This is a genomic window from Bradyrhizobium sp. WSM4872, from assembly GCF_055811715.1.
The window spans coordinates 108,512-125,883 of record NZ_JBVVPT010000007.1; the positions used below are offsets into that span (position 1 = coordinate 108,512).

14 protein-coding genes and 1 pseudogene are annotated in these 17,372 nt (G+C 64.8%); 3 read left to right on the top strand and 12 right to left on the bottom strand.

Features of this window, described 5'->3' with window-relative positions; genetic code table 11:
* Positions 1-2: 2 nt before the first annotated feature.
* From miaB to murJ, 9 genes are all read right to left on the bottom strand, one after another.
* Positions 3-1,391, bottom strand: a complete 1,389-nt coding sequence (gene miaB, locus AC0L3C_RS12430) for a tRNA (N6-isopentenyl adenosine(37)-C2)-methylthiotransferase MiaB (protein ID WP_473408116.1) — start codon at positions 1,389-1,391, stop codon at positions 3-5.
* Between the two features lie 191 nt (positions 1,392-1,582).
* Entirely contained in the window at positions 1,583-2,263 is a 681-nt protein-coding gene (locus AC0L3C_RS12435; protein WP_473408117.1) for an HAD family hydrolase, read from the bottom strand.
* Positions 2,264-2,719: a Fur family transcriptional regulator gene (locus AC0L3C_RS12440; protein WP_007598312.1), complete on the bottom strand. Its 456-nt coding sequence runs from the start codon at positions 2,717-2,719 to the stop codon at positions 2,264-2,266. It abuts the gene before it with no gap.
* Between the two features lie 38 nt (positions 2,720-2,757).
* Positions 2,758-3,243 (bottom strand): ribosomal protein S18-alanine N-acetyltransferase, encoded by a 486-nt coding sequence (gene rimI / locus AC0L3C_RS12445; protein ID WP_473278478.1) that lies wholly within the window; start codon positions 3,241-3,243, stop codon positions 2,758-2,760.
* A complete protein-coding gene (gene tsaB / locus AC0L3C_RS12450; protein WP_473408118.1) occupies positions 3,240-3,935 on the bottom strand; it encodes a tRNA (adenosine(37)-N6)-threonylcarbamoyltransferase complex dimerization subunit type 1 TsaB in 696 nt (231 codons plus the stop codon). The genes rimI and tsaB overlap by 4 nt, the downstream gene beginning before the upstream one ends.
* A 173-nt stretch (positions 3,936-4,108) precedes the next feature.
* On the bottom strand, positions 4,109-4,678 hold the full coding sequence (locus tag AC0L3C_RS12455; protein WP_473278476.1) for a NifU family protein: 570 nt from the start codon (positions 4,676-4,678) through the stop codon (positions 4,109-4,111).
* 173 nt (positions 4,679-4,851) lie between these two features.
* Positions 4,852-5,346, bottom strand: a complete 495-nt coding sequence (locus tag AC0L3C_RS12460; protein ID WP_473408119.1) for a universal stress protein — start codon at positions 5,344-5,346, stop codon at positions 4,852-4,854.
* 107 nt (positions 5,347-5,453) lie between these two features.
* A complete protein-coding gene (gene trpS, locus AC0L3C_RS12465; protein ID WP_106943789.1) occupies positions 5,454-6,506 on the bottom strand; it encodes a tryptophan--tRNA ligase in 1,053 nt (350 codons plus the stop codon).
* A gap of 73 nt (positions 6,507-6,579) precedes the next feature.
* The gene (gene murJ, locus AC0L3C_RS12470; RefSeq protein ID WP_473408120.1) at positions 6,580-8,130 is read right to left on the bottom strand and encodes a murein biosynthesis integral membrane protein MurJ; all 1,551 of its coding nucleotides are present in this window, start codon (positions 8,128-8,130) and stop codon (positions 6,580-6,582) included.
* Positions 8,131-8,255: 125 nt separating this feature from the next.
* Here murJ and AC0L3C_RS12475 point away from each other — a divergent pair.
* A pseudogene (locus AC0L3C_RS12475) lies at positions 8,256-9,251 on the top strand (adenosine kinase); the annotation flags it as partial.
* Between the two features lie 139 nt (positions 9,252-9,390).
* On the opposite strand, the gene AC0L3C_RS12480 reads toward AC0L3C_RS12475, so the two are convergent.
* Together AC0L3C_RS12480 and AC0L3C_RS12485 are read right to left on the bottom strand one after the other, a co-directional pair.
* A complete protein-coding gene (locus AC0L3C_RS12480) occupies positions 9,391-11,085 on the bottom strand; it encodes an AMP-binding protein (RefSeq protein ID WP_473408121.1) in 1,695 nt (564 codons plus the stop codon).
* A gap of 79 nt (positions 11,086-11,164) precedes the next feature.
* Positions 11,165-12,358 (bottom strand): serine hydrolase domain-containing protein, encoded by a 1,194-nt coding sequence (locus AC0L3C_RS12485; protein WP_473262420.1) that lies wholly within the window; start codon positions 12,356-12,358, stop codon positions 11,165-11,167.
* Positions 12,359-12,704: 346 nt separating this feature from the next.
* Here AC0L3C_RS12485 and AC0L3C_RS12490 point away from each other — a divergent pair, with 346 nt between their 5' ends.
* Both AC0L3C_RS12490 and AC0L3C_RS12495 read left to right on the top strand, forming a co-directional pair.
* Positions 12,705-13,025 carry a hypothetical protein gene (locus AC0L3C_RS12490; RefSeq protein WP_027566114.1) on the top strand — a complete coding sequence of 107 codons (321 nt, stop codon included), beginning with the start codon at positions 12,705-12,707 and terminating at the stop codon, positions 13,023-13,025.
* Positions 13,026-13,146: 121 nt separating this feature from the next.
* On the top strand, positions 13,147-14,640 hold the full coding sequence (locus AC0L3C_RS12495; RefSeq protein WP_473262416.1) for an NAD-dependent succinate-semialdehyde dehydrogenase: 1,494 nt from the start codon (positions 13,147-13,149) through the stop codon (positions 14,638-14,640).
* A gap of 257 nt (positions 14,641-14,897) precedes the next feature.
* Here the strand turns inward: AC0L3C_RS12495 and AC0L3C_RS12500 are convergent, their stop codons facing one another.
* Entirely contained in the window at positions 14,898-17,114 is a 2,217-nt protein-coding gene (locus tag AC0L3C_RS12500; RefSeq protein ID WP_473262534.1) for an SLC26A/SulP transporter family protein, read from the bottom strand.
* Between the last annotated feature and the right edge of the window lie 258 nt (positions 17,115-17,372).

A 17,372-nucleotide genomic window follows, 5' to 3' on the forward strand; every position in this document is an offset into this window, starting at 1 on the left:
GTTCAGGCTCCAGTGGCGATGGGCGATAAAGCGGGCTCGTGCGCCATGGCGAGCTCACCGAGGAAGCTGTAGCGTTCAAGGCTGTCGATCCGGACCGGCAGGATTTGTCCGATGATGTCGGGCGAGGCCATCACATGCGCGGGCTGGAGGAAGGCGGTGCGGCCGACGATCTGGCCGTCCTTGCGGGCCGGACGCTCGAACAGCACATCGACCGTTGAGCCAATCGCGGCCTTGTTGAAGGCCGATTGCTGGCTGTCGATCAGTTCCTGGAGCCGCTCCAATCGCTGGTCCATCTCGGAGGGGGACACCGTCTCCTGCATGTCCGCGGCCGGCGTTCCCGGCCGGGCGGAGTATTTGAACGAATACGCCGCAGCGTAGCCGATTTGCGTGACAAGCGCGAGGGTCGCGAGAAAATCTTGCTCGCTTTCGCCCGGGAAGCCGACGATAAAATCTGATGAAAAAGCAATGTCTTGGCGTGCCGACCGGAAACGGTCGACGACACGCCGATAATCATCGGCGGTATGTTTCCGGTTCATGGCGGCCAGAATCCGGTCCGAGCCCGACTGCACCGGCAGGTGCACGAACGGCATCAGCGCGCCGAGATCGCGATGGGCTGCAATCAGACTGTCGTCGACATCGCTGGGATGGCTGGTCGAATAGCGCAGCCGCGCGATGCCCGGGAGCGCCGCGAGGTGCTCCAGCAGCCTGCCGAGCGGCCAGCTTTTTCCGTCCGGCCCCTCGCCGTGATAGGCGTTGACGTTCTGTCCGATCAGCGTGAGCTCGCGGACGCCGTTCTCAGCGAGCCGCTTCACGTCGTCGACGATCTTTGCCACCGGCCGGGAGACTTCCGAGCCACGCGTGTAAGGCACGACGCAGAAGGTGCAGAACTTGTCGCAGCCTTCCTGCACCGTGACGAAAGCGGAAATGCCGCGGGCGCGGATCGCGCCGGGCTTGGGCTGGGCGAGGAAGCCGAACTTGTCCTGGGCTGGGAATTCGGTCTCGATGGCGCGACCTTCATTGCCGGCGCGCTTCAACAGTTGCGGCAAATGATGATAGCTCTGCGGTCCCACCACGACGTCGACCGCGGGTGCACGGCGCACGATCTCCTCGCCTTCGGCCTGTGCCACGCAGCCCGCGACCGCGATCTGCATGGTGCGCCCATCACGCGCGGCGGCGTCCTTGGCGACGCGCAGGCGGCCGAGCTCCGAATAGACCTTTTCCGAGGCCTTCTCGCGGATATGGCAGGTATTGAGGATGACGAGATCGGCGTCATCAGCGCTGGCCGTCTCCACGAATCCTTCCGGGGCCAGCGTGTCCACCATGCGCTGGGCATCGTAGACGTTCATCTGGCAGCCATATGATTTGATGTGCAGCTTGCGCGGCGGCGTCATGGAACCCGGAATTGAGATGGGAAGACTGCCCTCAGATATAGGCTGGGGCTGCGGAAATCCAGCGATTGGGGTCTTTTCGGTCGTCATTCCGGGACGCGACGCAGTCGCGAATCCGGAATCCAGAGGTTTTGGCACGAGATTCCGGGTTCGCTGCCGGCGCATCGCCCCGGAATGACGCCGGGAGGAGGGATTCAGCCCGTCAGGGTCTCCGCCGCGACCCGCCGGACCAGCTCCGGTAATTGCCGCATATCGTCGAACGTCAATCCGGCCCCGGCGGCCCGTAGTCTTTCAGCGTGGCCCGGCGGGCAATGGCTGCCACCGTGAAACCCCACCACGGTCATCCCGGCGGCCTGCGCGCCGGTCACCCCGGGGACGCTGTCCTCGATGACGAGGCACCGCTCCGGCGCGACTTTCATCTGCACGGCGGCGAACAGAAAAAGATCGGGCGCGGGCTTGCCGCGTGCGACCTGGCTCGCGGAAAAGATGTTCGGAGCGAGCAGCTCGTAGAGACCGGCGCAGGTCAGGCCGTGGTGGATCTTCTCCGGCGTGCCGCTCGACGCAACGCATTTGGGCAAATCGATTGCGCCAATCGCTGCGGCCACATGGGTGATCGGCTGCAAATCGCTGGCATAGAATTGCAGCGTCGCCGCATTCACTTGGCTCTCGAGATCGTCGGGAAGATTGCGGCCGATCTCCTGTTCGACCATTCGCCGTGCGTCTTTCTCGGATACGCCGAGAAAGCGGACCAGCACCTGCTCCGACGTGATCGGATAGCCGTGTCTGGACAGCACATCAGCATGCGCGCGACAGGAGATCACCTCGCTGTCCACGAGCACGCCGTCGCAATCGAAGATGACGAGATCGATCGCCACTTAACTTGTGGGTTTGTCGTCGTCGAGCGGGACGCAATAGAGTTCGAGCCGATGATCGACCAGCTTGTAACCTAGCTTGCGCGCGATCTCCGCCTGGAGCTTCTCGATCTCCTCGGAGGTGAACTCGATCACCTTGCCGTCGCGCAGGTTGATGAGGTGGTCGTGATGGCTGTCGCGCATCTGCTCGTAGCGCGCGCGGCCTTCGCGGAAATCGTGGCGCTCGATGATGCCTGCATCCTCGAACAGTTTGACGGTACGATACACCGTCGAGATCGATATCTTGTCGTCGACGGCGACACAGCGGCGGTACAGTTCCTCGACATCGGGATGATCGACCGCCTCCGCGAGCACGCGGGCGATGACACGGCGCTGCTCGGTCATGCGCATGCCTGTGGCGGCACAGCGCGCCTCGATGCCGGACGCCTTGGAAGCGGGGGAAGGTTTAAGACCAGTCATGTGATGTCCGCCTGACGGGGCGCTTTCTGCCATCGATGTTACGACAAGTCACGTCGCATCAGAAGTGCGTTCAATTGTTCCCCGTTCGGCTGCTTATAGTAGCGTTCGCGGCGTCCGACCACCATGAATCCGGTTCGATCGTAGAGCCGTCGCGCCGGCTGGTTATTTTCCTCGACTTCGAGAAATATTGTGCGCACGCCGCGGCCTGCCAGGTGGCCGAGATGGGTCATCAGCAGCGTGCGAGAGAGGCCGCGGCCGCGATGGGCCTGGTCGACCGCGATCGAGAGGATCTCCGCTTCGTCCGCACCGATCCGCGACACCGCGAAGCCGACGATCTTGCGGCCGAGGCGCAACCGGTGCACCAGCGTGTTGCGCTCGCTGAGCATGCTTTCGAACTCGCCTTCGCCCCAACCGCGCGCGAAGGAGGCGCCGTGGAGTAGCGCGAGCCGTGCGACGTCGCGCGCGACAGCCGGCTCGACGACGGCCGTGCCGCCGCGCCACCATTCCGAGAACCATTTCATCATGAGCTTGCGGCTTGTGCTGCAAGCGGCAGTTGTGCGGACGGCTTTGCGTCGGGCGCCCGCAGATAGAACGGCCGCGCCGGATTTGTCGCGGGATCGGCGGCCGCGCCAAGCCATGCGACCCAGCCGATGTCGGGCGCGGGCTGCGCGTCCACCGCGACCGGCTGCGGCATGTCTTTCGGCCAGCGCTCGGCGAGGATCTTCGCGGCATTGCCGACCAGATGCGGTGCGCCGAATTGCGAAGCCGCGATCGCCTCGTCGACGGGAACGACGCCCGGCGGCACCAGCTGGCTGCCGTCACCGGCCACGATCTGGAAATAAATGTGGTCGTGCCGCGCGTCGATCGCCGAGATCACCGGTGCCGTTCCGCTCAGGCCGACGACGGCGGCGGCATAGGCCGACAAGGTGGTCAGGCCGACGGCGGGCCGCTTCGCAGCAAGTGCAAGGCCGCGAGCCGCCGAAATGCCGACACGCAGGCCGGTGAAACTTCCGGGGCCCATGGTGACCGCGATGCGGTCGAGCACAGTGAAGGCGAGATCGGCTGACTGCATCACGCGCGCGATCATCGGCATCAGCGCTTCGGCGTGGCCGCGCTTCATCAGAAGCTGCTCCTGTGCGAGGAGCTGGCCGGAATCGGTGTCGAGAACAGCAACCGCGCACGCTTCCAGCGCGGTATCGATGGCAAGGATCAGCATGGAGCGATCATAGCATCATCCCGGTCGTCATGGCCGGGCCTGACCCGGCCATCCACGACTTTGCGCCCAAGAACGTGGATGCCCGGGCCTTCGCCTCGCCGAAGCGGCTTCGGCCGCGCAGGCGGGACAAGCCCGGGCATGACGGAGTCCAATTGATGGGTCGCGCGTGCAATTTACATCGGCCGGACTTCGACCACGTCGGGCACGAAGTGCTTGAGCAGGTTCTGGATGCCGTGCTGGAGCGTCGCGGTCGACGACGGGCAGCCGGCGCACGAGCCCTTCATGTTGAGATAGACGATACCGTCCTTGAAGCCGCGGAAGGTGATGTCGCCGCCGTCATTGGCAACCGCCGGGCGCACGCGGGTCTCGATCAGATCCTTGATCATGTCGACCGTCTCGGCATCGGTCTCGTCGAAGAATTCGTCCTCGTCGTCGAGATCGACATCGCTCGCGGCGGCACCGTCGGCGAGCAGCGGCGCGCCGGACATATAGTGCTCCATGATGGCGCCGAGGATCGCGGGCTTGAGCTGTTGCCATTCACCGCTCGCCTTGGTCACGGTGATGAAGTCCGATCCGTAGAACACGCCGGTGACACCGGGGACCTCGAACAGCTTTTCGGCGAGCGGCGAGCGTGCGGCCGATTCGCGGTTGGCAAATTCCATCGGTCCGCCGTCGACCACGACGCGGCCGGGAATGAACTTCAGCGTGGCGGGATTGGGAGTGGCTTCGGTTTGAATGAACATGGTTTTCTCCAGACGTCGCCGGTTCAAGGCCGGCGCGTGCTCTATCCATTAGCAGATGGCGACGGCGAACGCACGGTCAAGGGGTAAGTTGGCCGTTCACCTGTTATATCAGCGGGTTAAGGTGCCCGCTTCTCCCTCTCCCGGCCAACGAGGCGAGGCGAAAGAGCGGCAGTCTAGGATAGCGAATCCACGCTCTGGTCGCTCAGCGCGCCGGAAATGACCGTCACCGGCACCGGGAACGTGCCCAGCGCGTGCGCGAGCAGCGAGACCAATGGGCCCGGGCCTTCCGCGCCCGGGTTCGCGGCGAGCACCAGCATGGCGATATCGGGGTCCTCGTCGATCACCGCCAGCAGCTGTTCCATCGCAGCACCTTCGCGGATCACCCGTTCCGGCGTGATCGCGGCGATGCCGTTGGCGCGGCCGGCGGCACGGTCGAGCGCGGCTTCTGCCGCCTCCTGCGCTTCGGCGCGCATGATGTCGGCAACTCCAAGCCATTCCTGGCTCGGCTGCTCGGGCTCGATGATGCGGAGCATCACCACGCCGCCGCCGGCGCGGATCGCCCAGCGGCTGGCGTAATAGACCGCGCGATCCCATCCGGCGGTGTCGTCGACGATGACGAGGCATTTGGGCTTGTGACCCGGCTCGAAGCAAAGTCGCTTGCTGGTCATGCATGTCCCGGCGTGTGCGCGGCTGACATGCTGCCACACTCCATCGTGCTTGGGGAGAGCAGAAGCGGCCGGCGCGGTGGCGTCGGCCGCGTTTTCGCGAACGCACCTCAGCGCCGGCGGATGAAGCCCACGATGTCCTTCGAGAGCTTCATGGTCTCGTCGGCGATCGCACGCGCCCGGTCGGCGCCGTCGTTCAGGATCGCATCGATATGGCCGGGGTCGGCGACGAGGCGCTTCATCTCGCCGGCGATCGGCGCGAGTTTGGTGACGCACAAGTCCACCAGCGCGTTCTTGAAGCTGGAGAACTGGCCGCCGCCGAAATCCCTGAGCACGTCGGCCTTGGAGCGGCCGGAGAGCGCGGCGAAGATACCGACGAGATTGTCGGCCTCGGGGCGCGCTTCCAGACCCTTCTCCTCGGTCGGCAGCGGCTCGGGATCGGTCTTGGCCTTGCGCACCTTCTGCGCGATGGTATCGGCGTCGTCGGTCAGATTGATGCGCGAATTGTCGGACGCGTCCGACTTCGACATCTTCTTGGTGCCGTCGCGCAAGCTCATCACGCGCGTGGCCGGGCCCGTGATCAACGGTTCCGGCAGCGGGAAGAACAGGCCGTCATTGGCGCCCTGGCTGCGGATCGAGTCAGCGAAGTCATTGTTGAACTTTTGCGCAATGTCGCGCGAGAGCTCGAGATGCTGCTTCTGGTCCTCGCCGACCGGCACGTGGGTGGCGCGGTAGAGTAGAATGTCGGCCGCCATCAGCACGGGATAGTCGAACAGACCGACGGACGCGTTCTCGCGGTCCTTGCCGGCCTTCTCCTTGAACTGGGTCATGCGGCCCAGCCAGCCCATGCGCGCGACGCAGTTGAAGATCCAGGCGAGCTCGGCGTGGCCCGAGACCTGGCTCTGGTTGAACACGATGTGCTTGCTCGGATCGATACCGCTGGCGATGAACGCCGCGGTGACCTCGCGGGTGTTGCGCGCGAGCTCGACCGGTCCACCCCAGACGTCCACCCCCTGCGTGATCGCGTGCATGTCGACGACGCAATAGATGCAGTTGTGGGTTTCCTGCATCTTCACGAAGTTGACGATCGCGCCGAGGTAATTGCCGAGGTGCAGATTGCCCGTCGGCTGGACGCCCGAAAAAACCCGTTCAACGAATGCCATGGCAGCTTTCCTGCAAGATACGGGGCGTCGTTTCCAACAGCGGCGCTGCCCCGTCAAGGGTATTTCGCTAACCTCAGGCGCCGGGATCGGGCTGGGCGGGGCGCTTCAAGGCACCGGCCGCCTCGCGCCAGGACGCGACGCGGAGGATTTGCAGGAGCAAGCCATAGACGACGATTCCGGCGGCGATCTGTGAGCCCAGCGCAATGAAGCGGATCAGCCCGTGGGCCTGTGAAGGCAAGAGGGCTGCGGTCAGCCACAGCAGGCCACCCATGAACAGCGCGGCGAGCACGATTCGCGGCAGCCGGTTGCGGGCGCCGGCATCGACCGAGAAGCCGAATTCACGCGTGCCTTTCCTGAGGAGCGAGATCGCACTGCTCCAGGCGCCGGCGGCAATGCTGGCGGCGATCCCGCTCGCGCCGAAGAAATGACCGAGCAGGACCGCGAGCGCGACCGCGACCACGAACCCTTTCGCGGTCGCAAGCAGCGGCGTCATCGTGTCGCCGCGGGCAAAATAGGCCGGGGACAGCGCCTTGATCAGCACATGCGCCGGCAGGCCCAGCGCCAGCCACATCAGTGCATGCGCCGTGGCCCCGCTGTCCTCCGCGCCAAAGGCGCCGTGTTCGAACAGCAGCCGCACGATCTGCTCCGCCAGCACGATCAAGCCGAGCGTCGCCGGCAACGCCAACCCGGTCGCGAGTTCCAGCGCGCGCGATTCCGCATGCGCAACCGCATCACGGTCGCCGCTCCTCACCGCGCGCGTCAGCTCCGGCACCAGCACCGTACCCATGGCGACGCCGACAATGCCGAGCGGCAGCTCGATCAGGCGGTTGGCGAAATAGAGCCAGGAGACCGCGGCGGGCGTTGCGGAGGCGATGATCGCGCCGGCCACCATCAGCCATTGCGGGCCGGAGCTCGCGATCATGCCCGGGATCGCCTTGGCGAAGAAGCCGCGCATATCCTTGTCGAAGCTCACGCGCAGCGGTGTCGCCAGACGCGCACTTCGCTGCGACAGCAGCATCAGGAGCTGCAACAGGCCGGCGATGCCGACGGTGGCCGCCAGCATCCGCGCGGCGAAGGTTGCATCGGCGTGCCCCAGCAGGAGTGCCGCTATCGCGGCGATCAGGGCGATGTTGAACAGCAGCGGCGAGAACGCGGTGAGTGCAAAGTGTCCCTGCGCGTTGAGCAGGCCCATCAATACCGTGACGGGTCCCGCGAAGGCCAGATAAGGCAGCATCAGGCGCGCATTCTGGATGGCGAGATCGAGCGATGCGCTGCCGACGAAGCCCGGCGCGATGATCATGATGATCAGCGGCATCAGCAGTGCAATCACGATCGAGATCGCGATTAGGCCCGCGCTGACCGTACCCAGCACGCGTCCCGCGAACGCCGCCGCAGCCGCCTCGCCATCGCGGTCTCGAACGCGCAGCCAGGCCGGGATCAGCGCCGCATTCAGGGCCCCCTCGCTGAGCAGGCGCCGCACCACGTTGACGAGCTGAAATGCCGCCAGAAACGCGTCCGCCACGGCACCGGTGCCGAGCAGCGCCGCGATCAGGGAATCGCGTGCAAAGCCCAGCAGCCGTGAAGCCAGTGTCCCCGTCGAGACGGTCAGGAAGGAGCGGATCATCGGAACTGCATAATACCGTTGCTTGCCCGCGAAGGGCCGGCCGTGATAGGCCGCGAGCCAGATTTCAGACCGACAGGAAGCGGATTTCCGCGGGTATCGCAATCCGCCAAACAGGATCAAGGTGAATGGCTGACGTGAAATATGACGTTCTCGGCATCGGCAACGCGCTGTTCGACGTGCTGGTCAAGACCGATGAAGCCTTTCTGGGCAAGCACGGCATGACCAAGGGCAGCATGTCCCTGATCGACGAGGCGCGGGCCGCCGCCATCTACAAGGACATGGGCCCGGCGACGGAAGTTTCCGGCGGTTCGGCCGCCAATACCATCGTCGGCATCGGCAGCCTCGGGGCGCGCGCCGCCTACGTCGGCAAGGTCAAGGACGACCAGATTGGGAAGCTCTACGTCCACGACATCCGCGCGGCCGGCGTCGCCTTCAATACGCCCGCGGCGAAGGACGGCCCTGCGACCGGCTGCTCCTACATCCTGGTGACCGACGACGGCGAGCGCACCATGAACACCTATCTCGGCGCCGCGCAGGATTTGTCGCCCGCCGACATCGACCCGGCCGAGATCGCCGCGGCCGGCATCGTCTACCTCGAGGGCTATCTCTGGGATCCCAAGAACGCCAAGGACGCCTTCGTCAAGGCGGCCAAGATCGCCCATGATGCCAAGCGCAAGGTGGCGCTGACATTGTCGGATTCCTTCTGCGTCGATCGTTATCGCGACGAATTCCTGGGGCTGATGCGCAACGGCACCGTCGATATCGTGTTCGCCAACGAGTCCGAGCTGCATTCGCTCTACCAAACCTCGGATTTCGACACCGCACTCAAGCAGCTGCGCAACGACGTCAATCTCGGCGTGGTCACCCGCAGCGAGAAAGGCTGCGTGGTGGTGACGCCAACTGACGCAGTCGCAGCGCCGGCGTCTCCGATCGCGAAACTCGTGGACACTACCGGCGCCGGCGACCTCTTCGCCGCCGGCTTCCTGTTCGGCCTGGCGCGCAACCTGCCGTTCAAGCAGTGCGGCGAACTCGGCGCGCTCGCAGCCGCCGAAGTAATCCAGCACATCGGCCCGCGCCCCCGGGGGGCGCTCCTGGAGCGCGCGGGGCAGCGCGGCCGTACGTTTTACGGTGTAATAGCCGCCCTCTCGATGTCGTCGCCCGGCTTGACCGGGCGATCCAGTACTCCGAGACGGGTGTGGTTCAATCGAGAGGCTCCGGCGTACTGGATTCCCCGCCTTCGCGGGGAATGACAGATGCGGCTCACGCAGTCTTCGCGGCTTTCAACCCAAGCCGTTGCTCCACCTCGTCGCGCATCAGGAATTTCTGGATCTTTCCGGTCACGGTCATCGGAAACTCGTCGACGAATTCCACGTAACGCGGAATCTTGTTGTGGGCGATCTGGCCGTCGCAGAAGGCGCGCACCTCCTCCGGCGTCAGCGTCTCGCCGGACCTGACGCGGATCCAGGCGCAGAGTTCCTCGCCGTAGCGGGTATCCGCAACGCCAAAGATCTGCACGTCCTGAATCTTGGGGTGCCGATAGAGAAATTCCTCGATCTCGCGGGGATAGAGGTTCTCGCCACCGCGGATCACCATGTCCTTGATGCGGCCGACGATGTTGCAATAGCCCTGGTCGTCGATGATGGCGATGTCGCCGGTATGCATCCAGCCGTTGGCGTCGAGCACATCCGCGGTCTTCTCCGGCTCCTCCCAATAGCCCAGCATCACGCTGTAGCCGCGAGTGCAGAGCTCGCCCCGTTCGCCGCGCTTGACGATCTTGCCGTCGAGATCGACGACCTTGACCTCGACATGCGGATGGATTCGTCCGACCGTCGAGACGCGGCGGTCGAGCGGATCGTCGACGGCGCTCTGAAAGCTGACCGGGCTCGTCTCGGTCATGCCATAGGCGATCGTGACCTCGCCCATGTTCATCTCGCTATTGACGCGCTTCATCACCTCGATCGGGCAGGGTGCGCCGGCCATGATGCCGGTGCGCAGCGATGTCAGATCGAAGTTTGAGAATTCGCCGTGGTCGAGTTCGGCGATGAACATCGTCGGCACACCGTACAGCGCGGTGCATTTTTCCTGCTCGATCGTCCGCAGCGTCGCGAGCGGATCGAACCCCTCGCCGGGATAGACCATCGTCGCGCCGAGCGTGACGGAGGCGAGGTTGCCCATGACCATGCCGAAGCAATGATAGAGCGGCACCGGAATGCAGATGCGGTCCGCTTCGGTCAGGCGCATGGCGCGGCCGACGAAATAGCCATTGTTGAGAATGTTGTGATGGGTCAGCGTCACGCCCTTGGGCGATCCCGTCGTTCCGCTGGTGAACTGGATGTTGACGGCATCGTCGAATTGCAGGGAGGCACCGAGCGCGGCGAGCTGTTCGCGATGCGGGGTTCCACCCATGCCGGCGACCTCCTCGAACGGGATCGTGCCCGGGCAGGCGGGGCCGCCGATCTGGATCACGATGCGCAAGGCCGGCAGCCGCGCGGCGCGCAATTGCCCGGGCCTGGCGCTCGCAAGCTCCGGCAACAGCGTGTTGAGCATGTCCATGTAGTTGCTGGTCTTGAACGCCGTCGCGGTGACGATGGCGCTGCATCCGACCTTGTGCAGCGCGAATTCCAACTCGCTCAGCCGGTAGGCCGGATTGATCGTCACCAGGATGAGACCGGCCTTGGCGGCAGCGAACTGGGTCAGCGTCCATTCCGGCCGGTTCAGCGACCAGATGCCGATCCGTGCGCCGCGTTCGATACCGAGCGCAACAAAGCCGGCGGCGAGCGCGTCGACCCGCGCGGCAAACTCCGTCCATGTCCATCTCACGCCGTGGCTGGGCGAGACCAGCGCCTCGCGATCGCCCCAGCGGCGCGCGGCCTGATCGAGGCTGCGCCCGATGGTGTCGCCGAGCAGCGGCGTGTCGGAGATGCCGCAAACGTAACTGTCGGCTTTGTCTGCCAAGATCGTGTCCTCCAGTCAGGTGCGTGGGCGGCCGGGACAACAAGCCCGGCCGTCACGCGTCGTGAGAGCTAGGCGCGCGTCAGGCCGCTTTCTGCCCGCTGCCGGCATCGAGCCCGGCATAGACGCCGCGCTCGAAGCCGGCAAAAGCCTCGAGACACTTTGCGTCGGCGAACGGCAGCAGCTGCATCAGGATCACGCCGGTGACGTCGCGCGCCGGGTCGATCCAGTAGTAGGTGTTGGCGAGGCCCGCCCAGGCGAGGCTGCCCGCGCTGCGGCCCTCGGCGGTCTTGGCGGTGTTGATCATGAAGCTGAGGCCCCACTTCTTCACCTGCTCCGGATAGAGATCGACGTCATTGGTGTACATCGGCGCCGCCGTGGTCATCTTGCCCATGGCGAGATCGCCGATGTGGTTCTGCCCCATCGTCGCGATGGTCTCGGCCTTCAGAACCTGATTGCCGTTGCCGCGGCCCTTGTTCAGGATCATCTGGGTAAACTTGATGTAGTCGGCCGCGGTCGAATAAAGGCCGCCCCCACCCATGTGGAATTCGGGCTCCTGCTCGAGCTCGAACGGGATCGCAGCGAGCTGGCCATCCTCGCCGCGCGCATGCATGCCGACCAGGCGCTTGCGCATGTCGGCAGTGATCTTGAAAGCGGTATCGCTCATGCCGAGCGGTGCGAACAGATTGTCGCGCAGATAGGCATCGAGACGCTTGCCGCTGACGGCTTCCACGGCCTTGCCGACGAAATCGATATTGGTGCCGTATTCCCAGCGCGTGCCGGGGTCGGTCATAATGGGCGTCTTCAACGCCGCGTTCTGACATGTGGTGATGGCGGGGATGCCGTTCTTGTCCAGATAGACCGCGAGATCGCCATTCCACATGTTGTAGCAGAAGCCTGCGGTGTGGGTCATGAGCTGACGCAGCGTGATCGGCCCCTTGGCCGGCCGCAGCTTGGCCTCGCCCTTGGCATCGAAACCTTCGAGCACCTGCGGCTTGGCGAGATCGGGCAACACCTCGCCGATCGGCGCATCCAGCGACAGCTTGCCTTGCTCGACGAGCTGCATCGCGCCGGCTGATGTCACCGCTTTCGTCATCGATGCGATCCAGAACACGCTATCGGCAGTCATAGCATCCGGCTTGGACAGGTCGCGTTTGCCGAACGCGCCCTGATACAGCACGTCGGTACCGTTGGAGGCGATGGCGACGACACCGGGAATCTCCTTGGCCTCGCTCTTCTGGCGCAGAATCTGGTCGATCTCAGCTTTGCCTTGCATACGCGTTTCCTCCGGTTTGATTATTGTTGGAAGCGATCGATTGTCCTCCCGCGTGCGCCGCGCGGCAAGCACATCCGCATACCTGCCGCGGTCGCGATGTCGTGACTTGACGGTCGGCTCCCCGCGCACGACGACAATGCGCTGAACTGCAACACTCCGTCACAATCTGCGGTGGATGGCCGCAGCCAGCGGTGACCGTGGATGGCTCCTGGCGATATGTTTCGACTGTTTGAAGCACTTGAAACATTTTGTGAGCTGCGGCGTTCAGCTCTCGGCCGATCCACGGCCAACGTTAAGACTTGATGCAAATTTCGTGGCCGCCCACCGGCCGCGAGGGGGACCTCAAATGATTTCGACCTGGAGCGAATGGAAGCGCTATCCCCGTCCCGGACGGGGCGAGAATCTCGAGGCGCCGATCTCGCCCGGCATCTATGAGGTTCGCATCGCCGGCACCGGCGCGCTCTATTCGTTTGGCGCGGTCGACAATCTGGCGCAGGCGCTGGCGCTATTGCCGGTCGGTTCAAAGTCCTGGTTCGGCCGCCGCAACGCGTCGGACGTCCCCGATCTCGAATATCGGACCTGCGCGACCTCCTCGAAGGCCGACGCCAAGGCCGCCGCCGAGCGCATGATCGGGCGGCGCGAGACCTATCTGAGCGGCGCGGCGTAAGTCCGCCGCTCCGAGCCTGGCTCCCAGCAGATGTGCGTTGCGGGACGGTGCATTGCGCGCCGCCTCTCCCTATATTCCGGCCGAACCGGAACAGCCCGCAAGACCCCGCAGGAGTGACCCCATGACCCCGACCGCCGCCGCACGTGCTCAGCACGCCACCTCCAATCTGCGCGACCGGCTGAAGGACCCGTCGCTTCTGAAGGAGGCCTGCTACATCGACGGCGCCTGGGTCGGCTCGCCGGTCTTCGCCGTCAACAATCCCGCGACCGGCGTCGAGCTGGCAAAGGTTCCGCAGCTTTCGGCCGATGACGCCACCAGGGCGGTCGAGGCCGCCGAGCGCGCGTTCCCTGCCTGGGCCAAGCACACCGCCAAGCAGCGCTCCAATATCTTGCGCAAATGGTTCGATCTGATCATTGCCAATCGCGAGGACCTCGCGCTGATCCTCACCTCCGAGCAGGGCAAGCCGCTCGCCGAAGCGCTCGGCGAGGTCGACATCGGCGGCGCCTATGTCGAGTTCTTCGCCGAGGAAGCCCGCCGCGTCTATGGCGAGACCATCCCGACCCAGCGGCCCGACGCGCGCTTGCTCGCGATCAAGCAGCCGATCGGCGTCTGCGGCGCGATTACGCCGTGGAATTTCCCGAACTCGATGATCACACGAAAGGTTTCGCCGGCGCTTGCGGCCGGGTGCACCGTGGTGCTGAAGCCCGCCAATGAAACGCCGCTGTCGGCGCTGGCGCTTGCCGCGCTCGCGGAGAAGGCCGGCGTGCCCAATGGTGTGTTCAACATCATCACCGGCGATGCCGCGCCGATCGGCAAGGTGCTGTGCGAGCATCCGGCCGTGCGTTTCGTCGGCTTCACCGGCTCCACTGCCGTCGGCAAGATCCTCTACCAGCAGGCCTCCGTCGGCGTGAAGCGGCTCGGCCTCGAGCTCGGCGGCAACGCGCCGTTCGTGGTGTTCGACGACGCCGACATCGATGCCGCGGTCGAAGGCGCGATCGTCTCGAAATACCGCAACATGGGCCAGACCTGCGTCTGCGCCAACCGCATCTACGCCCAGGACAAGATCTACGACGAATTCGTGCAGAAGCTGTCGAAGAAGGTCGCGGCGATGAAGATCGGCGACGGCACCGAGAGCGGCGTCACGCAGGGCCCGCTGATCAATTTGAAAGCGGTCGACAAGGTCGAACGCCACATTGCGGACGCCGTCAAGCGCGGCGCCAAGGTCGTCACCGGCGGCAAGCGCAGCGAGCTCGGGCGCTCGTTCTTCGAGCCGACCGTGCTCTCCGACGTCAAGCCGGACTCGCTGGTGGCGCAGGAGGAAACCTTCGGCCCGCTCGCACCGGTGATCCGCTTCAAGGACGAGGCCGACGTGATCGCGATGTGCAACGCCTCGCCGTTCGGGCTCGCCTCCTACTTCTACTCCCGCGATCTCGGCCGCGTCTGGCGCGTCGCCGAAGCGCTGGAGTCGGGCATGGTCGGCGTCAACACCGGCCTGATCACCACCGAAGTCGCGCCCTTCGGCGGGGTCAAGGAAAGCGGCCTCGGCCGCGAAGGCTCGCATCACGGCATGGAAGAATATGTCGAGATCAAATACGTGATGATGGCGGGGGTTTAAGCCGCGCTATTTCCTGGTCGTCCTGGCGAAAGCCAGGACCCATTACCCCAGGGCGGGGTTGCGGCGCGAAGCTGGTAACCACGAGTCGTCGCGAGAACTATGGCCGGTGGCTATGGGTCCTGGCTTTCGCCAGGACGACATCGGAGTATGTGGCAGGCTAGCGGCGTAGCCCGGATGGAGCGAAGCGCAATCCGGGGCCTCTGTCGTTTGTGGCACGATCCCGGATTGCGCTTCGCTCCATCCGGGCTACGCGCCAATCACCGCCTCAGCACCGCGATCGTTCGGTTCGCAAAGGTCAGCCGCTCCGCCATGACCGACACGAAATAGGTCAGCAGCTTGTGGCTGAGCTCCGGATCCTCGGTCTTGATGGCGTCGAACTGGTGCGTATTCAGCACATAGAGCACGCTGTCGACTTCGGCCTGGATGGTGGCGCTGCGCGGTGTCTGTGACACCAGCCCCATCTCGCCGATCGTGGTGTAACGGCCGAGGCTGCGCACGCGCGTGCTGCGGTCGTCATCGGCCGGAATCATGATGCCGACCCGGCCGTCGAGGATGAAATGCATGGAATCGGCGGGATCGCCGGCCTGCACGATGACCTCGCCGGCTTCGACCTCGATGCGCTGGCAGCGGCGGATCAGCTCGTCGGCACCATCCTCGCTGCCGAGCATTCGCGTGAACCAGTCGCGGAGGCTGGCTTCTTCCTGCGCCAGCTCCTGATGCTGCGAGATGAGCTTGTTCTCGCACCATTCCAGCGCGTGATCGAGCTCGGGGATGATGGTGACGCCCTCGCCGACGAAGTCGCTGGAGCGCAGCACCTTCTCGGCAGCGACCGACAGATGAACCAGGATCAGCTCGACGCCGAGTTCGCCAGCACTGCGCTTGATCTGGGCAAAGCTATAGGCAGCCGATGAATCGACGCCGGTGACGAGCTTGAAGTCAAACAGCAGATAGCGGCATTCGGGGCGTTCCTGCAGCAGCTGCTTGACGTGCTGATAGAGCCGGTTGGCGGAGCCGAAGAACAGATAGCTCTGGAGATTGAGGCCGCGGATCTTGCCGCCATGGGCCAGCAGCACCTCCTGGTCGTCGCGCGAGCGATCGAGCGAGGAGCGGTACTCCGAGCCATCGAAACTGTACTTGATCGACTCCACCCGCGCGGCGCTGAACGCAAACGTCGCGCAGCCGATGATGACGCCGATCAGGATGCCCGGCACGAAACCCCAGGCCACGATGATCGCGATGATGGCGATCAGCGACAGATATTCCAGCTTCGACAGCCGCTTGCGCGACTCGATGATCCATTTGTGCAGCTGGTCGGCGCCGAGATAGAGCAACAGGCCGCCGAGCACGAATTTGGGGATGAAGCCGAGCAGCTCGGGTGCGACGGCGAGCACCAGCAGCGACAGCGCCGAGGCCGTGAGGCCTGACAGGCGCCCGCGCCCGCCGCTGGAGAAATTGAGCATCGAGCGGCTGGTCGAGCTGCAGCCGGCGTAGCCGCCCAGCAGGCCGGTCAGGATATTGGCGGCGCCGGTGACGTTCAGCTCACACTCCAGATTGGCTTCGCGATGCGTGGCCACTTCGATGCCGGTGGTGTTGAACAGCGTACTGGAGGCCGTGACGAAGATGACCGCGACGACGTTGCCGAGCAGGTCCGGGATGGCAAACCAGGGATAGCGGGCGAGATCGTCGGTATGCCAGGGCAGCACGAAGACCGCCTGCGGTGGGGACTGAAAGGTCCAGCCCAATGTGTGCGCCTCATCGAAGGAAACGCCGGTGATCCAGAACGCCAGATGCGCGGTGAGCACGCCGCCGACCAGGATGATCGGCAGTCCGAACGGGCTGCGCGAGCGGTGCCAGGTGAGATACAGCACCAGCGCCATCGCGCAGGCGGCACCCAGCTCCAGCAGGATGGTGCGGTCGGCGAAGTGCGGCAGCGTCGCGAATTGCAGCGGGTGATCGGTGATCACCCGGACCGAACCCATGACGATGAGAAGTCCGGTTGCACCGAGGAAGCCGCCGACCACCGGATAAGGCACGTAGCGGATGGCGCGGCCAAGCCGCGTCAGGCCCAGCCCACACAGCACCAAGCCTGTCAGCATCGTCGACAGGCCGAGCGTGATCAGGATCGGTGACAGCAACGGCGCTGACAGGTGCGCCGTCTCGATGCGTTCGACCACCGAGGCCGCCAGGATACCCGTCACCGCGGCGGTCGAGCTGTCGGGGGCTGCAATCGCGAAGGGCAGGGAGCTGCCGAGGCCGACGACGGCCGCAAGCACGGCGGAGCTGACGAAAGTGGCCGTGATGCCGTAGGACAGATAGGGCGACAACGGCCCCGCGAAGATCAGCAGCGAGTAGGACAGTCCGAACGTGACGGTCAGGACGCTGGCGGCGCTCCCGCCCAATATATCATTCAGCGCGCGCTTCAGGGCCGGATTGAGCCCGGTCGACGGAGTGAAGCCAATTGCGGGATCGGTCACGCCGTGACACTCGCTCATGAAAATTCCTGTTCGAGACGTAGACGACTGCGAGCCTAGCGCAACAGGATTCTTGCGATTATGAGGTATCCGACAGTTCCATCCACGGCGTGTGAATGGCCAATCATGCCCGGGGAGGGAGGAAAACCGAAGCGCCTGCCATTCGGTGTCGTCCTGGCGAAAGCCAGGACCCATTTCCCGAGGGGGCAGTTTGGCGAAGGCTGTGCATTCGGGACTTGCACCGATCGATAGACCTCGCGC

Coding starts and splice junctions, on each gene's coding strand:
- murJ (WP_473408120.1), bottom strand. CDS start 8,130: ATGATCCGCTCCTTCCTGACCGTCTCGACGGGGACACTGGCTTCACGG.
- AC0L3C_RS12485 (WP_473262420.1), bottom strand. CDS start 12,358: ATGCAAGGCAAAGCTGAGATCGACCAGATTCTGCGCCAGAAGAGCGAG.
- AC0L3C_RS12490 (WP_027566114.1), top strand. CDS start 12,705: ATGATTTCGACCTGGAGCGAATGGAAGCGCTATCCCCGTCCCGGACGG.
- miaB (WP_473408116.1), bottom strand. CDS start 1,391: ATGACGCCGCCGCGCAAGCTGCACATCAAATCATATGGCTGCCAGATG.
- rimI (WP_473278478.1), bottom strand. CDS start 3,243: ATGATGAAATGGTTCTCGGAATGGTGGCGCGGCGGCACGGCCGTCGTC.
- AC0L3C_RS12455 (WP_473278476.1), bottom strand. CDS start 4,678: ATGTTCATTCAAACCGAAGCCACTCCCAATCCCGCCACGCTGAAGTTC.
- AC0L3C_RS12440 (WP_007598312.1), bottom strand. CDS start 2,719: ATGACTGGTCTTAAACCTTCCCCCGCTTCCAAGGCGTCCGGCATCGAG.
- tsaB (WP_473408118.1), bottom strand. CDS start 3,935: ATGCTGATCCTTGCCATCGATACCGCGCTGGAAGCGTGCGCGGTTGCT.
- AC0L3C_RS12495 (WP_473262416.1), top strand. CDS start 13,147: ATGACCCCGACCGCCGCCGCACGTGCTCAGCACGCCACCTCCAATCTG.
- trpS (WP_106943789.1), bottom strand. CDS start 6,506: ATGGCATTCGTTGAACGGGTTTTTTCGGGCGTCCAGCCGACGGGCAAT.
- AC0L3C_RS12460 (WP_473408119.1), bottom strand. CDS start 5,346: ATGACCAGCAAGCGACTTTGCTTCGAGCCGGGTCACAAGCCCAAATGC.